This is a genomic window from Patescibacteria group bacterium, from assembly GCA_041651355.1.
Lineage (GTDB): Bacteria > Patescibacteriota > Patescibacteriia > Patescibacteriales > UBA12465 > JAPLVX01.
In genome coordinates, this window is sequence record JBAZJK010000001.1 from 490,921 (window position 1) to 509,812 (window position 18,892).

Genomic DNA, 18,892 nt, shown 5'->3' on the forward strand with positions numbered 1-18,892 from the left:
ATAACAAAAAAACCGGCGATTGCCAGGCTTCTAAAAAGACCCCGGACCAAATAGCTCAAAACTATTCTTTCCGGGGTGCGATTATAAATGATTCACAAAGACCTAAGCGCGTTTACCTAAAGCAGCGGGACTACTATAAGCTATTGTGCCAGTAATCCATTCAAAGGAAGCAGTCCAACCAGCTAAACCATAACTAAGGTAGCGAACACATAAGCCGTTACCTTCACTGCGATAAATTGTCCCCCAAAAAAGCACCCTTCCCATCTTCCAAGATTCCGGAATAAGCTCTCTGTGCTCTAAAAGATAATCAAGAACATTAGCGTTTAGGACAATCTTTCTTTTAATTTTTCCGATGATTTCCCTGAGCTCATCGCCGTCTTCGGAAAGATTTTTCTCTTGCTTCTTTGAATAAAACAGCTCAAGCAAACTTGGGTCCCAAGCCCACAAACCATGACCGATATGAGACCTCACCGACCAGCCATCTATAGGTATAAGCGGTGCAGCGTCAGTGTCGATCAGATGCTTAGGATGCTCAATTTTGCTTGGATCATTAACAAATGAAAGACATCTTGCCGATTTGTCTTCGATAATCACATACTGCAACACGTTCAGCACTTCAGAGAAGTCAAGAACGCCTTTATGAAGCCTTTTTTCAATTTCCCTGAATTTACGGTTCAGTTTCCCGAGTTGCTCGTCGGTTAATTTCCCACTGTCGACAACAGATTTTTTTCCGTTTTTCATTTTTGACAGTTTTTGGTTTTTAGCCGTACTCGAATCTTTGTTGATTCTGCTACAGCCCCTAAAAATCTAAGGATAGATCGCTAGGGGCTAAAGCAGAATATTTATAAAGGACTGATTCTAAAGACTAATCTTAGTATGCTAATAGTATTTTGTCAAAAAACACCCCTATTAAGGGGTGTTTCATAAAATATTCCAAAATCAAGATTAACGTTTGCTCCATTGCGGGCGCTTGCGAGCTTTTCTAAGACCAGGTTTCTTTCTTTCCACTTTACGCGGATCACGGGTTAAGAAACCATTGGCTTTCAAAGCTTCTTTAGACGCTGGATCAAAAAGCAGAATAGCTCGGGAAAGGCCGTGTCTAACCGCTTCCATTTGGCCGCTCTTGCCGCCGCCTTTAACAATGATGGAAAAGTTGAAATCACGGGCATGGCCGGTTACTTTTAAAGGTTGGCTAACGGCGGACAAGGATTCAGGAGAAAAATACTGGCTCAGCTTCTGACCGTTGACCACAATAGCGCCTTTACCATCTTCGTATAAGCGAATCTGGGCAACCGCGGTCTTACGGCGGCCGACTGCCTTGATGTATTTGCCTTTAAACTCAATATTTTCATTCTTATCAAAATCATGATCGTCGATTTCTTCATCGATAGCGGTTAAAGCTACCTCCAATTCTTCATCTGGCTTGATAATTTTTTTAGACTGAGCCGTCTTTTGTTTTCTTTCCATATTGATTATCTAATAATTAAACGCTTCATCATATTCGGGCGTAAACGGGTGGCGGGTAACATTTCTCTAACTGCCCGACGTAAAACTTCACCCGGATCCTTAGCGACTATTTCGGACATCTTTTTCGTCTTTAAACCGCCGATATAACCGGAAAAATGGTAATACTGCTTCTGATTTAATTTCTTGCCGGTGAACTTGGCAAACTTGATATTCGCTACTTCGACGATATCGCCTAAATCTAGATGAGCCTGGTATTCCGGCTTATTCTTTCCCCGCAAAATCGTAGCGATTTTGGTGGCTAAACGGCCGATCGTCTGATCAGCGGCGTCCAATTTATGTAATTTTCTCTCGATATTTTTCATAGATATAAAATTAGACTAATTCGATCTGCACCATTTCTGCGCCATCGCCTTTCCTGGGCTCCAGCTTGACGATCCGCGTATAACCCCCGGCTCTAGTCTTATAGCGTTCGCCCAACACTTCCATAGACTTCTTGATGGCGTTTTTTTGTAATAAAACCTGAATCAAGCCCCGACGAGCATTCAAGTCGCCCTTTTTAGCCAGACCGATCATCCTTTCTACTAAAGGACGGACGGCTTGGGCCTTAGCCTTGGTAGTTTTCACTTTTTCGTAGATCAAGATACTAGAAGCCAGGTTACGCAACATCAATTCGCGCGGCTCTTTCTTACGATCTAAAATTTTGTTCTTATTACGGTGTCTCATATGGATATAAAAGCTTGGGGGCTATAAAAATTATTTCTTAGTCTTTTTGGGCTTAGCTTCTTTTTCTTTCTTAGCTTTTTTAGGAGCTAATTCAATTTCTTCTTCGGATTCGACGATTGGCGCTTCTTCTAAAATCATGTCTGAGGTCATTTCCGGCTCTTCTTCATCCGTTTTAGCCGGAGCCAAGAGGGAGCTGAATTGTTCCACCAAAATCTTAACTGATTCCTCAAAAGCATCGCGCGGGCTGATAGTGCCATCGGTCTTGACGTTTAAAACCAGCTTATCCCAATTGGTCATCTTACCGACACGGGCATTTTCCACATCGATACTGACTGACAAGACTGGAGAAAAGATAGAGTCTATCTCCATGAAATTAATATCCTTATTCTCTTTCTTGTCGCCTTCTGACATCTTGTAGCCGCGGCCTTCTTTAACATAAATTTCCATTTCCAAACTGCCAGCTTCATCGGTAATAGTCGCTAACACTAAATCAGGATTCTTGATTTCCACTTCACTGCCTTTAATGTCAGCGGCAGTCACTTTTTTCTTGCCTTTCACTTTTAACTCCAGCTTAATCTCTTCCTCGGAAAAGACGCGCAAGCGGAGCTGCTTCAAATTCAAAATCAGCTCTAAAACATCCTCCTTGATATGCGGTAAAGCCATGAATTCATGGCTGACGCCCTTTATTTTTACACCGGTCACTGCCGCCCCTGGAAGGGATGACAAGAGAACCCGACGCAAAGAATTACCCAAAGTCATGCCGTAACCTGGATATAAAGGTTCGATCACTATTGCTTCTTGATTGGCCTGTTCGCCCTTTAAAAATTCGATTTTTTTAGGCAAAGCAATATTTTGCATAATGTTTTTATATTATGAATTATTTTACTTTGAATAATACTCAATAATCATCTGGACGTTGATGTTGGCGTTAAGGTCTTTTTCCTGGGGTTCGTGCAGGACTTTAGCCTGGAAATCATTAACTTCCCAGTTCAACCAACCCGGCAGTTCGGCTTTTTTGATCCGGTCTTTGATATTCTTGAAATATGGTTTAGCTAAACTAGCCTTCTTGACGCTAATAATATCCCCGACTTTAAGAGTCATAGAAGGTATACCAGCCTTGCGCTTATTGACAGTAATATGCCCATGGCTGACCAATTGGCGAGCACTGACACGGGACGGTGCTAAACCTAAGCGATAGACAGCGTTATCAAGACGCATTTCTAAAGCTCTCAAAAAATTCTGACCGGCATCGCCGCTCTTTTTCTGGGCTTTCTCGAAAATTAAACGGAATTGCTTCTCCAGAATATTATAATACTTCTTGGCTTTCTGTTTTTCCGCTAACTGCAAGCCGTAATCGCTAGAACGTTTCTTCCCTTTCGGGCCATGGAAGCCTGGCGGATAATTGCGTTTAATAATAGCGCACTTGGGGCCATAACAGCGTTCTCCTTTTAAGAAAAGCTTTTCTCCGGCCCGTCGGCATTGTTTACACTTGTTATCTAAATTTTTTCCCATAATGATAAAATTAATTAGACTCGTCTTGGTTTCTTGGGACGGCAACCGTTGTGAGGCACTGAAGTAACATCCTTGATAGCCATAACTTCTAAACCGTTAGCATTCAAAGCCCTGATAGCGGCCTCGCGACCAGTGCCGACTCCGGATACAAAAACGTTAACCTCCTGCAAACCATATTCTTCTTTAGCCTTTTGGACGGCGATCTTAGTGATAATCTGAGCCGCATACGGCGTAGCCTTCTTAGCGCCCTTGAAACCGGCCATGCCGGCACTCGCCCAAGAAATGACATCACCGTTATTATCAGCTAAAGAAATCATGGTGTTGTTATAAGTCGCATTGATATAAGCTCGACCGGATTTAACAACTTTAACACCTTTTTTCTTGCGCTTCTTCACCAGCTTTTTCTTAGCCCGAGCTGCTTTATTTTTTTCCAGCTTCTGCTTGATTTCCTCTGGTAACTCTTCGCTTTCCGTGTCTAAAGAAAATTTCTCCTCTTCTTCCTCTTTCTCAACCGGCTTAGCTTCAGCCATCACAACTTCCGGAGTAATCTCCTCGCTGCTGGCTTTTTTAGATTTTTTTTGTTCGTCTGACATAATTTATAAATGATTAGGTCTTCTGATTGGCAGCCTTGTTCTTACCGCTACCCATAGTGACGCGTTTATTACCGCGAACGGTGCGGCTATTTGTCTTAGTCCTTTGGCCGCGAGCCGGCAAATGCTTGGTATGGCGGCTGCCACGATAGCAATTTATTTCCCGTAAACGCTTGATATTGCTCTGGATTTCCCGTCTCAAATCACCTTCTAAGGTATATTTCTTCTCGATAATCAAACGCAAAGCATTAACCTCTTCTTCTTTTAGGTCTTTGATGCGCTTATTCTTATCGACCTTAGCTTCGCTTAAAATCGAATTGGAACGGGTTTTGCCGATACCGAAGATATAGGTTAAGGCGATTTCCGCTCTTTTGTCATTGGGAAGATTAACTCCCGCGATTCTTACTGCCATAAATTAAAAATTAGCCTTGTCTTTGCTTATGTTTTGGATTCTTGCAAATAACATGAACCCGACCTTTGCGTCGGACAACTTTGCAGTCCTTGCAAATTTTTTTTGCGCTCGCTCTCACTTTCATAAAATTTTGATTACATTCTATAAGTTATCCGGCCTTTCGACAGGTCATAAGGACTGATTTCAATCTTCACCCTATCGCCCGGCAATAACCTGATTTTATTAAGACGCATCTTACCGGAAAGGTGGGCTAAGATCTCGTGACCGTTATCTAGCACCACTTTAAACATAGCGGCCGGCATCAGTTCGATCACTTCGCCTTGCATCTCAATGAAATCTTTAGAATTTAGCGCCGCATTGCTAGCGGAGCTGTCGTGCTTGTTTGTCATTAACACAAAAAAATTTGATAAAAATAAAAACTTTATCAAAGTTTCTTTAAAATTTATATATTATTTTCAGCAATAGATTAATTATATAGATAAGCCTAATAATTGTCAAGGGAAAAATATTAACCTAAAATTGCCTTAATTCTCCGGACGCCAGCGCTGCTGGCTTCCTCTTTCTGGATGCTAAACTTACCCAATTCCCTGGTATTGTTGACATGGGGCCCACCGCAGATTTCATAGGAAAATACCTTATTTAAGCCGTCTTTTTCCTGTTTTCCCACGCCATAAACCTTTACCTGTTCACCGTATTTAGATTCAAAAACCCCCATCGCTCCCCGCTCCTTAGCCTCGCCTAAAGGCATTTCTTGACAAAAAACATCATATTCAGCATCAATAGCCTGATTAACTAAATCTTCAACCTGTTTAATCTGCTCCGGGGTCATTTTTTCCGGATGCGAAAAATCTAAACGTAAACGTTCAGGCGTTATATTGCTCCCCTTCTGGACTACGTGCTCTCCCAGAACCTTCCTTAAAGCGGCTAAAAGGAGGTGAGCGGCAGTATGCAGTCTGGTCGTCTGTTCGCTCGAATCAGCTAAACCGCCTTTAAACTTCCCGGCGGCGGCAGTCCGAGACAACTCTTGGTGTTTCTTAAGCTCCTCATTGAAGAGCTGTTTGATATCAGCTAAGGCCTGAGAACTGAAATTACAAGCTCGATTAGCTAATTCCTCCAATGATAGCTCCAAAGGAAAGCCAAAACTTTGATATAGGTGAAAAAGGTCAGCGCCGTTTAAAGCATTCTCTTTGGCACTGCTAATCCGGTCCAACTCTTTCAGACCTTTTTCCAGGCTACGCTCAAACTTCTCTTCTTCCTGATTCAAGCTGGAAAAGATAAAATTCTGATTCTGGCTAAGTTCAGGATAGACCGAAGAATAATCGTTAATGACAATTGCGGCGAGATCTTGAAGCCAAAGGTTCTTTTCGATCCCGAGTTTGCGGCCGTAACGGATAGCTCGACGCAAGAGACGACGGATAACATAGCCCTGGTCGGTGTTAGAGGGCGCGATTCCTTTAGGGTCACCGATGAGGAAAGTAGCCGCTTTGATATGGTCAGCGACCACTTCGAAACCAGCTCGATTCTCATCATTACCCGGATAAGTGCGGCCGCTCAAAACTTCAATCTGCTTGATTATCCTGCTGAAGAGATCGGTATTAAAGATGCTATTTTGCTTTTCTAAAACCATTAGCAACCTTTCCAGACCACCACCGAAATCGACATTCTTGCTAGCTAGTTCCCGCCAGCCATCGCTAGTTTTCTGGTACTGCATAAAAACGGAATTGCCGATTTCCAGGAAACGGCCGCAATCGCAATTGGGGTGGCAATAGGGTCCGAATCTAGGATCGTGCTCTTGTCCAGTATCAAAAAAAGTTTCGCTGTCCGGACCGCCTAATTCACCGACCGCCTCGCCCCGTTTCCACCAATTCTTATCACGATAAGGAAATATCCTCTGGACAGTAAAATCCAATTCTAGCCCCGACCCCAGTTCCCCCTTTCCTAGGGTGGCCGGTCCGACTTCGGCGCTTAAGCCATATTTTTTATAAATCTCTTGTAAAATAGAGATAGCCTCATTATCGGGGCCGATATTCTTACCATCACCCGCATAGACGGTCTGATAAATCCTCCTGGGATCCAGATTTAATTTTTCGATGAGAAATTCGAACCACCAATGTAATTGTTCTTTCTTAAAATAGTCACCCAAGCTCCAATTGCCCAGCATCTCAAAAAAAGTATTATGACGGGCATCACCCACTTCATCGATGTCTTCGGTCCGGAAACACTTCTGGCTATTTGCCAGGCAGTTACCAGCCGGATGCGGCGTACCTAAAAAATAAGGAACGAGCGGAAACATGCCTGAATTAGTAAATAAGAGGGTAGAATCGTTTTCCGGAATCAAAGAGGCGCTCGAAATCACCTGGTGATCGCGAGCGGCGAAAAAATCTAGATATTTCTGGCGTAATTCATTAGCATTCATATTTAATGTCTTTTCCTATAATGAGTATGTAAAACTTCTTCGCTTAAGCCCTTTTGCGCTAACCAATCAAGAGCTTTTATCACTTCCTGGTTGTCATGGGCCTTACGGATTTTCTTAAATTTATCAATCTTATACAAGGCAGCTACCCGAGCCCGCCTAATCTCCTTAGTCGTCGGCAAGGGCTGTCCGCCGCCGCCGATACAGCCGCCCGGGCAAGCCATAACCTCGATATAATCATAATTCTTAAGGTTTTTTTTAATTTTGTCAAAGACGCCAATGCCATTCACCACCCCCACCCTTAATTTACGGCCGGCAATATCGATAATTGCTTCCTTAAAATCTTCCAAGCCGCGGACTTCTTTGAAATCGATGCGGTTCGAGCATAGTTTAGCTTTGTCGTCTCGGCAAGCTAGGGCATAGGCGGTTCTTAGGGCCGACTCCATTACTCCACCGGATGAGCCATAGATAACAGCCGCACCACTACCTTCGTTGAATATCTTATCGCTATCTTCTGTTTTTAGAGAAGCGAAATCTATCTTATTCTTCTTTAATAGATAGGCGAATTCCCTGGTAGTAATAACTAAATCTACCGGCGCTAAGCGTCCGATCTTCAATTCGCTGCGCTTGGCCTCGAACTTCTTAGCTGTACAGGGCATGACGGAAACGACGACTATCTTTTTAGGGTCAAGTTTCATCTGGCTGGCCCAATAAGTCTTGATGATGCCGCCGATATGGATCTGAGGTGAACGGGCGCTCGTTAAATTTGGGAGTAATTCCGGAGCAAAAAATTCTGCATATTTCACCCAGGCTGGGCAACAAGAAGTAATCAGCGGCTTGACCGCCTTCTTGTCAGCGAGGCGCTCTAGAAGTTCTTGAGCTTCAACCATCGTCGTCACATCCGCGCCAAAATTAACATCAAAGACATAGGCGAAACCTAATTTCTTCAAAGCGGCCACGGTCCGCCCCGTGCTTTCACTGCCATAAAGCAAGCCGAATTCCTCGCCGATAGCTACTCGGACCGAAGGAGCGAACTGTGCCACCACTATCTTATCCTTAGCCTGCAAAGCTTTTTCCACTTCAAGCCAATTATCTTGCTCCTGGGCGGCCGCCACCGGACAATGGAGCGTGCATTGGCCGCAATAGATGCAATCGATATCTTTATCCTTAGTCGGAACAATCTCTTGTTTGGCTCCTTTGCCACTCACCTCTAAATAGTTTATATGTTGGACTTGGCTACAAACCTCGACACAATTACGGCAATCGATACATTGGCTGCCGTCAATCTCCACTGCATTAGCGAACTTATATGTCTGCCTTTCCTGTTTCCGGCCTTTAAATCTCTTGGCCCTGATCTTATATTTCTTAGCGAGATCCAAAAGGGCGCAATTATAACGCAAAGTGCATGTTGGGCATTTAGTTTCGTGCTCAGCAAATAATAACTCGAGATTAAGGTGCCTGGCCGACCTAACTCGCCGTGAATCCGTTAGGGCTTCCAAACCGTCAAAAACCTCGGTAGAACAAGCGGTACTTAATTTCTTCTGTCCTTTGATTTCCACGGCACAAATCCGACAATTAGCCTTGACGTCTAAATCTGGATGGAAACAAAGGGTGGGTATAAAAATATTGTTACGCGTAGCCACGTCTAAAATCGTTTCCCCGCTCACAGCCGGATATGTCTGGCCGTTGAGCCGGACTTTTATCTTTTTTTTAGGTAAAGCGCTTAACATGTGAATAAGATTAACGTTTCTTCGGCATCGGGCCTTTAATTTTCACTAGGTCGCGATAAACTTGAACCATGTATAAAAGGTAGATTGGAGAAATTAATATTTGGACAAGATTGACGATCCCTTGCCAAGCTCTATAAAAAGCGCTTTCCGTGGAAGCTAAAGCCAAGGGGAAAGATATTAATAAAGAGAACACCCAAACCACCAAGGCAAAAAATAGCATACGGCCTAAAACTGCCCACCAATACTTCTCTACCAAAAACATGCTGCGTCTTAAGGCTTGTAAGCCATTCAAGTTCTCAAATACCAAAGAAAAAGTTGAAACCCCGAAAAAGATAACCAGGATAAAAGCTAGGGTGAATAATATCAGGGCGCAGAATAAAAGCATTGCTAGAACCATCGGCGCCATCGGTAAAAGATTAATAGAAACCATGAAAGCTAGGCCAATTAAGAATAAAGGCGATAAAAATATTATAGTTAAGAATATTAGACTGATATAAGACCAAACAATCATCCTTGACTCTTTAAACTGCGGCCAAGTGTTCTTCTTAAAATTATTTTTGATCATTAAGAATACACTAATATAGACCCGGGCAAAATAATAAGCCAGCCACAAGAGGCTAAAAGTCACCAGAACCGCCAAACTAAGCTGCAGGCCCAAACTATTTATACCCCAAATGTCTTGCAATAAGAAAGCCAAAAAAGACAAGAAAAAAAGCGGCAGGAAACCGACAAGCGACCATAAAAACAAACGGATAAATTTATTGAAATTCTGCCAATAAATCTTTAGCGCGGACTCAAGCATGTTAAAAACCGGGCTTAATTTAGGATTTTTTGATTTAGTTTTAATTTTCATATTTATAATATTAAATTTTTAAGCTATAACGCCTGACTATATTCTGCCAATATGACTTGATCGGCGTTGGAATAGAAGCACCTAAAGCACAAAAAGAAGATTCGGATAAATCGCTCAGGATTTCTTCAAATAATTGCCAGTCCATCCGCGCCGCATTGATCGCTTCCCAGAGGCGGAAACTCCCTTCCCGGCAAGGCACGCATTGACCGCAGGATTCATTCTTAAAAAATTCCAACCAAGAAGCCAAAAGTTTATGAGGATTATGTGTCTTTAAATTATAAACAGTAATCGAGGCCGCGCCGCTAGCCGGCCGATTGAGCTGATCTTCAGACAAGACTTCTCCGCTAGCATCTCCGCCGACCTGGACAAAAAATGGCCAATTTGGGTAATTATCAGAGGCGCGCAAGACCTGGGCGATTGTCCAATGGGCCGGATAAGCAAACACCCCCTTATTTTTCAAATCCCCATTCAAAGTAAAGAAACGTTCCTTTTTATATTTTCCTGAGGCGACTAGGGCGACATCATAAAAAGTTTCAATATTATTAATCAGGGTCGGCTGATTAAACAAACCGTGAGCCGTCGGATAAGGCGGACGCAGACGCGGTTCTATGCGACGATTTTCTATGATATTTAAAATTGTGCTTTCTTCGCCGGCAATATAACCCGCTCCTTCTGGCTTAGACAGGATTTCTAATTTATTAAGAAGAGATATCTTGGCCGCCTCTTTTATCAAATTAGCCTCATATTTTTTAAAATAATCAGCCCTGAGAAAGATATAAACTTTTTTAGCCCGCAAAAAATCCACTGCTAATTTCAAGCCAGCTAAAAATATTTCCGGATATTTCTCTAGGATATACCCATCCTTCTTGATTCCCGGTTCACCCTCAGCGCCATTAGCGACGACGTAGCAGACTTTAGCCCGAGGACTCTGGTCAGGATGGTAATAGCAAGCGATCTCGTCTTGCCCTCTGACTTGGCAGTGGATATTTTCCGGGCTAAGCATGGCTCGATAAACCGCTAGCCATTTTAAATAAACCGGAAATTCGGCTCCGCCGCGTCCGACTAGTCCAGCCGCCTTGATTTTATGTATTAAATCCTTATTCATCTTATTTCTTGGCCCAATAGCGACCTAGCTCTACCAGACGATTGGCATAACCCCATTCATTGTCATACCAGGAAATTACTTTCAGCAGGTCTCCGCCAATGACTTTAGTAGATAAAAGGTCGACAATAGCGCTATGAGGATTGCCGATGATGTCGGTCGATACCAGCTCTTCCTTAGAAGCCTCAATGAATCCTTTAAAACGCCCCTGGGCGGCCTTGGTCAGGACTTTGTTAACAGCCTCAGCGCTAGTTTTTTTATTTAAAAGATAGACTGTGTCGCATAAAGAGCCGACCGGGCTAGGGACGCGGATCGCTAGGCCGTCAAATTTGCCTTTAAGAGCGGGGATCGTCTCGGAAGCGGCCAGGGCGGCGCCGGTGGTAGTCGGCACGATATTAAGAGCCGCGGCTCGAGCGCGGCGCCAATCCTTATGCGGTCCGTCGACTAGATTCTGGTCAGCGGTATAAGAATGGATAGTGGTCATAAGAGAACGTTTGATTCCGAAAGCCGATTTTATCACTGCCGTCACCGGTGCCAAACAGTTGGTGGTGCAGGAAGCGCAGGACAAGAATTGATCGTGCTTGGAAATCTTGTTTTCATTAACACCTAAGACGATGGTCTTAACCCCTCCTTTCTTGGCTGGGGCGGATAACAGAACCTTCTTAGCTCCGGCTTTCAGATGCAAGCCTAAACCGTCAGCATCAGTAAATTTGCCGGTGCACTCTAACACTAAATCGACGCCTAAATCTTGCCAGGGCAATTGGCTAGGATCTTTGACTGCCAAAACTGGAATCTTTTGATCGCCGACTATCAAGTGGCTCTTATCAGCCCTAACTTTGCGGTCATAGCGGCCATAGCAAGAATCATATTGAAGAAGATGGGTTAAAATCGCCGCTTCACTTAAATCATTGATTGCAACGATACGAAGGTCGGGAAAACGATCGATAATAATCTTAAAAGCGGCCCGACCGATACGGCCGAATCCGTTGATCGCCAAATTAATCTTAGGCATAGAAAATATTAAATTAAATAAATCTTTTTCTTACTAATAATTATAACATATTCCTAGTATAGAAAAAACCCCTAAAAAAGGGGTTGGGGGAGAGACAAAGATCTGGGATCATTTTTTAATTATTAATGATCTGTTTTAATACGGGCCAGGGATCGCGATGGACGAAGAAATCGTAGTGCAGTCCTATTTTGAGCCGAAAGCTCTGATCAACAATTCCGCGCTCACAAGAAGAAAGCATAATAATCTTCAATGCCGGCTTATTAAAGCGCAAATCGGCCAGCCAGACGGCTAAGTGCTTAGGAGGAAAACGATACGGATCAATGATCATGAAATCGTAAGCGCCCTCTTCTACCTGATCACCTGCCTGTTGTAAACTAAAAACTTGTTGGGCCTTGCAATTACAAAGGTTTTCAATTGGCACTGTCAAAGAACAGTTCAGAGGGTCAACCAGCAAAACTCGTTTCATGTTATAGTGTTTTAGTAAATGGTTAAGGAACTATTTATTTTTATTATTCTTATTATGACGATTAAGGTCAACTTCTACTACTAGGTTTCTCTCTCCCTCCTTATCCGGAGGAAATTCAACATTGACCGACTGTTTCAGGATATGATGGCTGACAACAATACCTCTTTTGCCATCAACGTTCACTCTAGTACCTAGAGGGGGTAATTTACCAGCCATGTCTTTATAGCCTTCATATTCATAGGACAAACAACACATCAAGCGGCCGCACATGCCGGAAATACGCTCGCTGCCCCGGTGGACGACTTGCTGGGCTTCAGCCATTTCAGAAGTAATGGAAAAGAAATCTTTAAGAAAGGTTCGACAGCAGAGATGGCCGCCGCAGGGGCCGCAATCGCCCGAAGCACGAGCTTCATCTCTGATACCTATCTGGTTTAAGCGGATGTTACAAGCGAAGTGGGCGGTTAGGTCCTTAACTAAATCACGAAAATCGACTCGACCGTCAGAAATGAAAGCAAAAGTAATCCGGCCGCCAGAATAGGCGAAGTGGACATCGACTAGCTTCATATCCAGATGCAGACGCTCCGCTACCTGCTTGCAATAGGCTAAGGCTTCGGCTTTTCTTGCTTCATCAGGCAGATTGGCAACATCATCATAATTAGCTAGGCGTAAAATCGGCTTCAGTTCCCGCTCGCCGCTCGCTGGCTTCAGTCCAACCACTCTGCCCAACTCTAAACCTAGGTCGGTTTCAACCATCACTATCGAACCGACACTGATATTTAAATCGCTGGGTTTAGAAAAATTATAAACCTTGTCCCAGCTGGCAAATTGAACTTGCACGCTAGACATAATATATAAACTTCACCCCGGATAAAGCCGGGGCAAAGATAGCGTTAAAGATTATAACGGATAAATTGGGAAATACCGGCTCCAGCCAAGATATCTTTGATCTTAAGTTTGTCATCCTTAATAAATTCCTGCTCAAAGAGGCAGACTTCAGTGTAATACTTGGCAACCTTACCTTCGACAATCTTGTCAACCATAGCTTCAGGTTTTCCTTCTTTTAAAAGCTGTTCGCGATAGATTTCTTTTTCTTTATTTAATTCCTCGCTAGGCACCTCCTCAGGTTTGATATATTTAGGATTAGTAGCGGCTATCTGCATTGCCACCTCTTGAGCCAATTCGGCCTTGCCGGCTTGATCCAATGCAACTAAAACTCCAATACGCCCTCCCAAATGAGAGTAAGCGGCCACACTAGCGCCGGAAATGACAGCTATCCGCTTCAAAATCATCTTTTCCCCGATTGTTCCGCTCAGGTTATCTAAATTCTCTTGAACCGTACCTTGAGCCATGTTTAAAGCCAAAAGAGCCTCCAAGCTAGCTGGTTTCTGAGTCTTGATAATTGATAAGACTTCATCGGCAAAAGTTTGGAATTTTTCGTTTCTGGCTACGAAATCGGTCTCTGAATCTAATTCTAAAATATAGCCCTCGTCGCCAGCCTCATTAACAGCAACCTTGATTACGCCTTCGTTGGTTTCACGATCAGTACGCTTGGCGGCCTTAGCAATTCCCTTCTTGCGTAAGACTTCGATTGCCTTATCTAAGTCGCCTCCGGTCTCATCCAAGGCTTTTTTACAATCAACCATGCCAGCTCCGGTTATTTCCCGCAGCTTTTTTATTTGTTCCATATGATTTAAAAGATTGAGATATTATTTAAGCTCTTTTTTCGCTTCGACGATAGCCGCTTTGACTGCGTCTAAAATCAAGGCGATCGTCTTAGTAGCATCATCATTAGCCGGAATCGGATAAGTTACCATTTCCGGATTGACGTTAGTATCACAGATACCGATGATCGGGATATTCTTTTTCCTAGCCTCGGCTACAGCTGTAGCTTCTTCTTTGATATCCCAGACAAATAGGGCGTCAGGTAATTTATTGAGATTGACCAAGCCGCCAACCCTGAGTTCTAATTTTTTTATCTCTCTATCGAAATCTAACTGTTCTTTCTTGGTATATTTATCCAGCTTGCCAGCGGCTTTCTTCTCTACTAAATCAGTATATTTTTTAATCGAACGCTTAACGATGCTGAAGTTAGTCAGGTAACCGCCTAACCACTTGCCGACGATATAAGGCTGTCCGGTTTCTTCAGCCATCTTCTTTAAAGGGGCCTTAACTTGAGGCTTAGTGCCAACGAATAGAATGCTCTTGCCTTCGCCTAACAACTGTTTGATGAAATCCAAAGCTTCCTGGAGCTTTTCCAGGGTTTTGTTCAAATCCAAGATATAAATGCCATTCTTAGAAGTGAAAATAAAAGGCTTCATCTTAGGATGCCAGCGGTTAGTCCGATGGCCGAAATGAGCGCCAGCCTTGAGTAACTCTTCGATTTTTGGTAATTTTGACATATTTTTCTTTTTTACGTCTGTCTTCTCTGCCCTCAATGGGCAAGAAAAATGGAAGACATGATAATTAATTATTACAAAATAGAGGCCGAACCTCTACTCTGATAAGATAAAGGAAATTCTAAATTGTGTCAATATCAGGCTTTAAATAAGCTAAATCTTAGTCTAAAAGGGTGATAAATAAGTCTTCTTTAGGGGCTTGGCGTAAATGGCTAGCGCTATTTATTGAATCGATCTTAATAAAACCGTCCCGATCGATAGCCAGTTTAGAAACCGAAGCCTGATAAATCTCTAAAGACAGGAAGCCGATCACGTCGGCATTCAGTATTCCAGTTAAAACAGTTTTGATGAAGTTACCATGGGTAAACAGGGCCACGCTTTGACCTTTATGGTGCCGATAGATATCGGCGATACAACGTCTGGCTTTAGACTGCATGCGATCTAGGCGGCGATTCAATAAGTCATGATGTTTAAGTTTCTTATTGCGCGTCTTCTCAGACATATTGAAATAAGGGACGCGGTGCCAATCAAGCCAATCGATCTCGTTCAGGCGCTCATCGATATCTACCTTCTTATTAGCTAAGACGGAAAAGACTTGGGCGGTTTCCTTGGCGCGGAGCAATTCGCTCGCGTAAATTTTATCAATCCCCTCGCCCAATAGACGCTTGGCCAATAATTTACTCTGGCTGATACCAAATTTAGACAAAGGAATGTTATGCTCGCCCAAATCTTTCTCTTGGCTATAATCAGGGTTGCCGTGACGGATAAGATAGATAAAGGTATAAGGCTTCCGAGTCTTGGGTTTTAATTTTATATAGGGATTCTTGTACATAAAACTAAGACAAATTGCTTTGAGCAAAATCCCAATTGAGAAGATGGCGCATCAAAGCTTCAAGGTAATCAGGCCGGCGATTCTGATAGTCTAGATAATAAGCATGTTCCCAAACGTCAACCACTAATAAGGGCTTAGAAGTTTTAAGATCAGGCAGATTAGCATTAGCGGTTTTAACGATCTCTAAAACCGTCCCGGTCTTGACTAGCCAGGCCCAGCCGCTGCCGAATTGGGAAGCGGCCGCCGCTTTAAATTCCGTATAAAAATTTTCCAGGGAACCAAAACTAGACTCTACCAAAGCTAGAAGCTCATCCGAAATCTTGGTATCCGGCTTCAAGCTTTGCCAAAAGAAAGCATGATTATAGCTCTGGGCCGCATTATTGAAAATAGCCAACTTATCCGGCTGTCCTGAAGTCGCGGCTATGACCTCTTCTAGGCTTTTGTTTTCTAGGTCGGTTCCAGCCACCAACTTATTAAGATTATCTATATAAGCTTGGTGGTGCTTGCCATAATGAAACTCTAGAGTCCGAGCAGAAATGTGGGGCGCCAAAGCTTCAGGCGCAAATGGTAAACTAGGTAAAGTAAACATAAGATTAAAATTAATTAATTATCTTTTAAAGTATAGCAAAGGCCGGTCTTTATCGCCAGCCTCTCAATCTAAAGCCCCAGGGACCAAGCTTTTAATTGACGCCTTAAGGTCAAATAATTTACTTGGGTTTGGGCTACTAAAGACCAAAAACGCTCGGAATGATTGAATTCCTTAAGGTGGCAAAGTTCATGGACGATGATATAGTCACGCAAAGCCTCAGGCAGATCCAGAAGCCGGACATTGAAATTAAGATTAGCGCGACGTGAACAGCTGCCCCAGCGAGTCGCCTGATTCCTAACCGTCACTTTTTGGTATTTAAAGTTATAGAAGGAATTGAAATAAGCCAAACGGGCATTGATGAGGGCGTGGGCTTCCAGCCGCTTCGCTTGATATGACTTCTGATCAAGCGCCGCCTCCTGGAAACGGGCGGGTTTAGATTCAAGATGCCTGATGACCCAATCCGCTTTGGATAAGATGAATCTTTCCGCTAACTCCAGGCTGACTCGTTTGGGTTTGGTCACCAGTAAATACTGGCCCGGATAAACCGTCAGTCGGAGGCGTCGGGCACGTCCACTTTCCCTTAAAATATAGGGTAAAGACCGGCCTTTGATTACTAAACTCCGATGCGACGCTATCTTTTGCTTCTCTAGAACACGCATCTTATTTCTTGCCGGCTAACTGGCCGCAAGCGGCTGATATCTCCTGGCCTAGACTGCGACGTACGGTGACATTAACCTTATTCTTAACCAGGACAGCTTTAAATTTGTTAACCCGGTCAAGACTAGGAGCCTGGAAGACTCCCGTGGGATTATAGACGACCAGATTAACCATATACAAGGGTTTCTTCATCATTTGTGAAAGCGATTCGGCGTCGGCTTCGGAATCATTGATATCTTTTATCAATAAATACTCAAACATGACTTTACGGCCAGTAAGAGAAATATAGTTGTCCACGGCAGGTAACAGCTGGCGCAGAGGATAGCGGCGATTGGCCGGCATCAAACGGGAACGCAAATCATCGTTGGTCGCATGCAAAGAAATAGCTAGATTCAGCTGCAGAGGTTCATGAGACAGCTTTTTAATGCCTTCGATCACGCCGACGCTAGAGATAGAAATCTTCCGCGCCCCGATATTCAAAGAATCTTGGCTGTTTAAAAATTTGATGGCCTTCAAGACATTATCATAATTCAAAAATGGCTCACCCATACCCATAAAAACCAAATTATCAACTGTTTCCTGTTTAGCCTTGAGATAGCGAGCCCAAAAAATAACCTGCTCGACTATTTCGCCATCTTCCAGATTGCGCTTAAATCCATTTTGTCCGGTGGCACAAAAACGGCAAGCCAAGGGACAGCCGACTTGAGACGACACACAGACCGTATAACGGTCATTGAGTTTCATGAGGACGGTTTCTATCTTATTTCCGTCCTCTAGGGTGATAAGAGCTTTCAGGCTGCCCTGGCGCCAAGACCCCGTAAGTTCAGCTGGTATGTCTAAGCTAACCTCAGACTGCAAACGGTCTTTCAGGTCTTTAGGCAGGTTGCTAACCTGGGACCAATCGCTGATTAATTCCTTAAATACGGCCCGTTCAACTTGGCGATAACGGAAAGCCGGAGCACCATCTAAGATTTTTTTTATCTGATTTAAATCCATAAAATTATTTTTTTTCCAAACGGATCGCGACGATCTCAGAGCGGCTGGTATTCCTTAAAGGCGGTCCCCAGGTGCCCAAGCCACAGGAAACATAAAGGGAAAAATCATGATCCTGATATAGGCCATAATTATAACCTTTATAGACCCATTTAGCGATGAAATTCAAAGGCCACATCTGACCGTTATGAGTATGACCGGCTAGCATCAAGTCGATCCCGGCGGCCTTGGCTTGGGCGATCCTTTTCGGCTCGTGCCACAAGAGGACGCTCGGCATCTTAGCATCATAGCCGACCCGGCTCAAAATTATCTTTTCTAAACTGAGGGAATCTTGCTTGAAATAATTGATACCGATAAATTGCAAGCCTTTCCTCACGATCCTTTCATTATTCAAGACCCTGATATCGCTTTCCCGGAAGATCTCAAACACATTTTTTAGGCCTAGATAAAGGTCGTGATTCCCGATAGCATAGTAGACGCCTTGAGGCGCGCTTAATCTCTTAAAAGGTTCATGGAGCCAAAAGAAATCCGCTTCCATGCCGTCAAACAAGTCTCCGCCGATCAGAACGACGCTAGGATTAAGCTGATTGATGCGGTCGATCGCCCGGTTCAGGAATCTTTGGCGATAAACCGGACCGATATGCACATCGGAAATCAAAACCAGAGTCTTATTCTCCCAATAATCAGGCAGGTCCTTGATTTTAACCGCCAAGCGCCTGATCTTAGGATAGAAGGCATAGGCTATATTAAGAATGGTGAATAAGGTCGATAAAATTAGAAGCAGCCAGGCATAATGAGAGGCATCAAAAAAATGATTCTGGAAACGCCAGACCAACTTCAAAGCAGCCAACGGCGTGATAAACAGGAGGAAATTGAAGAACCAGCCAATCCAGACCATGGAAAATATATAATACCAACGTATAAGTAAATGATCCTTTTTATGGATTAAGAAAGAAGATAAAACAATATTGGCCGGCATGGCCATTAGGAACCACTTCAAGCCATGAATAGCCCAAAGATCCAAATGAAAAATATAGACCGCTAAAGCAAAAACCACGACATGCCCTAAAGACATAATGATAAAACTCAACAAAAAAGCTAAGATTATCAAATGAGTATTTTTTTGGAATGATTTAACTTTCATA

At 43.4% G+C, this 18,892-nt stretch carries 24 protein-coding genes; all 24 read right to left on the minus strand.

All coding sequences use genetic code 11. The annotated features are described in order from the left end of the window. Window positions 1-102: 102 nt before the first annotated feature. The gene (locus tag WC441_02545; GenBank protein ID MFA5163387.1) at window positions 103-741 is read right to left on the minus strand and encodes a hypothetical protein; all 639 of its coding nucleotides are present in this window, start codon (window positions 739-741) and stop codon (window positions 103-105) included. Between the two features lie 204 nt (window positions 742-945). Then, complete coding sequence (gene rpsI / locus WC441_02550) at window positions 946-1,323, minus strand: 30S ribosomal protein S9 (protein MFA5163388.1); 378 nt, start codon at window positions 1,321-1,323, stop codon at window positions 946-948. A 149-nt stretch (window positions 1,324-1,472) separates the two neighbouring features. After that, window positions 1,473-1,829 carry a 50S ribosomal protein L13 gene (gene rplM, locus WC441_02555; GenBank protein ID MFA5163389.1) on the minus strand — a complete coding sequence of 119 codons (357 nt, stop codon included), beginning with the start codon at window positions 1,827-1,829 and terminating at the stop codon, window positions 1,473-1,475. A 10-nt stretch (window positions 1,830-1,839) separates the two neighbouring features. Beyond that, a complete protein-coding gene (rplQ, locus tag WC441_02560) occupies window positions 1,840-2,190 on the minus strand; it encodes a 50S ribosomal protein L17 (protein MFA5163390.1) in 351 nt (116 codons plus the stop codon). Between the two features lie 30 nt (window positions 2,191-2,220). After that, a complete protein-coding gene (rpoA, locus tag WC441_02565; GenBank protein ID MFA5163391.1) occupies window positions 2,221-3,048 on the minus strand; it encodes a DNA-directed RNA polymerase subunit alpha in 828 nt (275 codons plus the stop codon). Between the two features lie 24 nt (window positions 3,049-3,072). Beyond that, window positions 3,073-3,702: a 30S ribosomal protein S4 gene (gene rpsD / locus WC441_02570; protein MFA5163392.1), complete on the minus strand. Its 630-nt coding sequence runs from the start codon at window positions 3,700-3,702 to the stop codon at window positions 3,073-3,075. A gap of 14 nt (window positions 3,703-3,716) precedes the next feature. Then, complete coding sequence (rpsK, locus tag WC441_02575) at window positions 3,717-4,136, minus strand: 30S ribosomal protein S11 (GenBank protein MFA5163393.1); 420 nt, start codon at window positions 4,134-4,136, stop codon at window positions 3,717-3,719. A gap of 172 nt (window positions 4,137-4,308) precedes the next feature. Next, window positions 4,309-4,704, minus strand: a complete 396-nt coding sequence (gene rpsM / locus WC441_02580; GenBank protein MFA5163394.1) for a 30S ribosomal protein S13 — start codon at window positions 4,702-4,704, stop codon at window positions 4,309-4,311. A gap of 10 nt (window positions 4,705-4,714) precedes the next feature. After that, on the minus strand, window positions 4,715-4,828 hold the full coding sequence (gene rpmJ, locus WC441_02585; protein ID MFA5163395.1) for a 50S ribosomal protein L36: 114 nt from the start codon (window positions 4,826-4,828) through the stop codon (window positions 4,715-4,717). A 10-nt stretch (window positions 4,829-4,838) separates the two neighbouring features. Next, window positions 4,839-5,030 carry a translation initiation factor IF-1 gene (gene infA / locus WC441_02590; GenBank protein MFA5163396.1) on the minus strand — a complete coding sequence of 64 codons (192 nt, stop codon included), beginning with the start codon at window positions 5,028-5,030 and terminating at the stop codon, window positions 4,839-4,841. Between the two features lie 182 nt (window positions 5,031-5,212). Further along, entirely contained in the window at window positions 5,213-7,120 is a 1,908-nt protein-coding gene (locus WC441_02595; GenBank protein MFA5163397.1) for an alanine--tRNA ligase-related protein, read from the minus strand. A gap of 2 nt (window positions 7,121-7,122) precedes the next feature. Then, window positions 7,123-8,847, minus strand: coding sequence for a [FeFe] hydrogenase, group A (locus WC441_02600; GenBank protein ID MFA5163398.1), 1,725 nt, complete (start codon window positions 8,845-8,847; stop codon window positions 7,123-7,125). A 10-nt stretch (window positions 8,848-8,857) separates the two neighbouring features. After that, window positions 8,858-9,700: a hypothetical protein gene (locus WC441_02605; GenBank protein MFA5163399.1), complete on the minus strand. Its 843-nt coding sequence runs from the start codon at window positions 9,698-9,700 to the stop codon at window positions 8,858-8,860. 10 nt (window positions 9,701-9,710) lie between these two features. Beyond that, window positions 9,711-10,805: an NADH-ubiquinone oxidoreductase-F iron-sulfur binding region domain-containing protein gene (locus WC441_02610; GenBank protein ID MFA5163400.1), complete on the minus strand. Its 1,095-nt coding sequence runs from the start codon at window positions 10,803-10,805 to the stop codon at window positions 9,711-9,713. Window position 10,806: 1 nt separating this feature from the next. Continuing rightward, on the minus strand, window positions 10,807-11,814 hold the full coding sequence (gap, locus tag WC441_02615; protein ID MFA5163401.1) for a type I glyceraldehyde-3-phosphate dehydrogenase: 1,008 nt from the start codon (window positions 11,812-11,814) through the stop codon (window positions 10,807-10,809). Between the two features lie 115 nt (window positions 11,815-11,929). Next, window positions 11,930-12,280 carry a hypothetical protein gene (locus WC441_02620; protein ID MFA5163402.1) on the minus strand — a complete coding sequence of 117 codons (351 nt, stop codon included), beginning with the start codon at window positions 12,278-12,280 and terminating at the stop codon, window positions 11,930-11,932. Between the two features lie 30 nt (window positions 12,281-12,310). Continuing rightward, the gene (gene ricT / locus WC441_02625; GenBank protein ID MFA5163403.1) at window positions 12,311-13,126 is read right to left on the minus strand and encodes a regulatory iron-sulfur-containing complex subunit RicT; all 816 of its coding nucleotides are present in this window, start codon (window positions 13,124-13,126) and stop codon (window positions 12,311-12,313) included. A 44-nt stretch (window positions 13,127-13,170) separates the two neighbouring features. Further along, on the minus strand, window positions 13,171-13,965 hold the full coding sequence (gene tsf / locus WC441_02630; protein MFA5163404.1) for a translation elongation factor Ts: 795 nt from the start codon (window positions 13,963-13,965) through the stop codon (window positions 13,171-13,173). Window positions 13,966-13,986: 21 nt separating this feature from the next. Further along, a complete protein-coding gene (gene rpsB, locus WC441_02635; protein MFA5163405.1) occupies window positions 13,987-14,679 on the minus strand; it encodes a 30S ribosomal protein S2 in 693 nt (230 codons plus the stop codon). A 157-nt stretch (window positions 14,680-14,836) separates the two neighbouring features. Beyond that, window positions 14,837-15,508 carry a histidine phosphatase family protein gene (locus WC441_02640; GenBank protein ID MFA5163406.1) on the minus strand — a complete coding sequence of 224 codons (672 nt, stop codon included), beginning with the start codon at window positions 15,506-15,508 and terminating at the stop codon, window positions 14,837-14,839. Window positions 15,509-15,512: 4 nt separating this feature from the next. Then, the gene (locus tag WC441_02645; protein ID MFA5163407.1) at window positions 15,513-16,097 is read right to left on the minus strand and encodes a superoxide dismutase; all 585 of its coding nucleotides are present in this window, start codon (window positions 16,095-16,097) and stop codon (window positions 15,513-15,515) included. 68 nt (window positions 16,098-16,165) lie between these two features. Next, on the minus strand, window positions 16,166-16,756 hold the full coding sequence (locus tag WC441_02650; protein ID MFA5163408.1) for a M48 family metallopeptidase: 591 nt from the start codon (window positions 16,754-16,756) through the stop codon (window positions 16,166-16,168). 1 nt (window position 16,757) lies between these two features. Continuing rightward, window positions 16,758-17,750: a 23S rRNA (adenine(2503)-C(2))-methyltransferase RlmN gene (rlmN, locus tag WC441_02655; GenBank protein MFA5163409.1), complete on the minus strand. Its 993-nt coding sequence runs from the start codon at window positions 17,748-17,750 to the stop codon at window positions 16,758-16,760. 4 nt (window positions 17,751-17,754) lie between these two features. Next, window positions 17,755-18,891 carry a metallophosphoesterase gene (locus WC441_02660; protein MFA5163410.1) on the minus strand — a complete coding sequence of 379 codons (1,137 nt, stop codon included), beginning with the start codon at window positions 18,889-18,891 and terminating at the stop codon, window positions 17,755-17,757. Window position 18,892: the final 1 nt, after the last annotated feature.

What these genes read in the sequence shown, in the direction of transcription:
- rplQ (MFA5163390.1), bottom strand. Translation starts at nt 2,190, where the DNA reads ATGAGACACCGTAATAAGAACAAAATTTTAGATCGTAAGAAAGAGCCG.
- WC441_02610 (MFA5163400.1), bottom strand. Translation starts at nt 10,805, where the DNA reads ATGAATAAGGATTTAATACATAAAATCAAGGCGGCTGGACTAGTCGGA.
- WC441_02645 (MFA5163407.1), bottom strand. Translation starts at nt 16,097, where the DNA reads ATGTTTACTTTACCTAGTTTACCATTTGCGCCTGAAGCTTTGGCGCCC.
- WC441_02545 (MFA5163387.1), bottom strand. Translation starts at nt 741, where the DNA reads ATGAAAAACGGAAAAAAATCTGTTGTCGACAGTGGGAAATTAACCGAC.
- rpmJ (MFA5163395.1), bottom strand. Translation starts at nt 4,828, where the DNA reads ATGAAAGTGAGAGCGAGCGCAAAAAAAATTTGCAAGGACTGCAAAGTT.
- WC441_02660 (MFA5163410.1), bottom strand. Translation starts at nt 18,891, where the DNA reads ATGAAAGTTAAATCATTCCAAAAAAATACTCATTTGATAATCTTAGCT.
- WC441_02620 (MFA5163402.1), bottom strand. Translation starts at nt 12,280, where the DNA reads ATGAAACGAGTTTTGCTGGTTGACCCTCTGAACTGTTCTTTGACAGTG.
- rpoA (MFA5163391.1), bottom strand. Translation starts at nt 3,048, where the DNA reads ATGCAAAATATTGCTTTGCCTAAAAAAATCGAATTTTTAAAGGGCGAA.
- rlmN (MFA5163409.1), bottom strand. Translation starts at nt 17,750, where the DNA reads ATGGATTTAAATCAGATAAAAAAAATCTTAGATGGTGCTCCGGCTTTC.
- ricT (MFA5163403.1), bottom strand. Translation starts at nt 13,126, where the DNA reads ATGTCTAGCGTGCAAGTTCAATTTGCCAGCTGGGACAAGGTTTATAAT.
- rpsM (MFA5163394.1), bottom strand. Translation starts at nt 4,704, where the DNA reads ATGGCAGTAAGAATCGCGGGAGTTAATCTTCCCAATGACAAAAGAGCG.
- infA (MFA5163396.1), bottom strand. Translation starts at nt 5,030, where the DNA reads ATGCAAGGCGAAGTGATCGAACTGATGCCGGCCGCTATGTTTAAAGTG.
- WC441_02605 (MFA5163399.1), bottom strand. Translation starts at nt 9,700, where the DNA reads ATGAAAATTAAAACTAAATCAAAAAATCCTAAATTAAGCCCGGTTTTT.
- tsf (MFA5163404.1), bottom strand. Translation starts at nt 13,965, where the DNA reads ATGGAACAAATAAAAAAGCTGCGGGAAATAACCGGAGCTGGCATGGTT.
- WC441_02640 (MFA5163406.1), bottom strand. Translation starts at nt 15,508, where the DNA reads ATGTACAAGAATCCCTATATAAAATTAAAACCCAAGACTCGGAAGCCT.
- rplM (MFA5163389.1), bottom strand. Translation starts at nt 1,829, where the DNA reads ATGAAAAATATCGAGAGAAAATTACATAAATTGGACGCCGCTGATCAG.
- WC441_02595 (MFA5163397.1), bottom strand. Translation starts at nt 7,120, where the DNA reads ATGAATGCTAATGAATTACGCCAGAAATATCTAGATTTTTTCGCCGCT.
- WC441_02650 (MFA5163408.1), bottom strand. Translation starts at nt 16,756, where the DNA reads ATGCGTGTTCTAGAGAAGCAAAAGATAGCGTCGCATCGGAGTTTAGTA.
- rpsB (MFA5163405.1), bottom strand. Translation starts at nt 14,679, where the DNA reads ATGTCAAAATTACCAAAAATCGAAGAGTTACTCAAGGCTGGCGCTCAT.
- rpsD (MFA5163392.1), bottom strand. Translation starts at nt 3,702, where the DNA reads ATGGGAAAAAATTTAGATAACAAGTGTAAACAATGCCGACGGGCCGGA.
- gap (MFA5163401.1), bottom strand. Translation starts at nt 11,814, where the DNA reads ATGCCTAAGATTAATTTGGCGATCAACGGATTCGGCCGTATCGGTCGG.
- WC441_02600 (MFA5163398.1), bottom strand. Translation starts at nt 8,847, where the DNA reads ATGTTAAGCGCTTTACCTAAAAAAAAGATAAAAGTCCGGCTCAACGGC.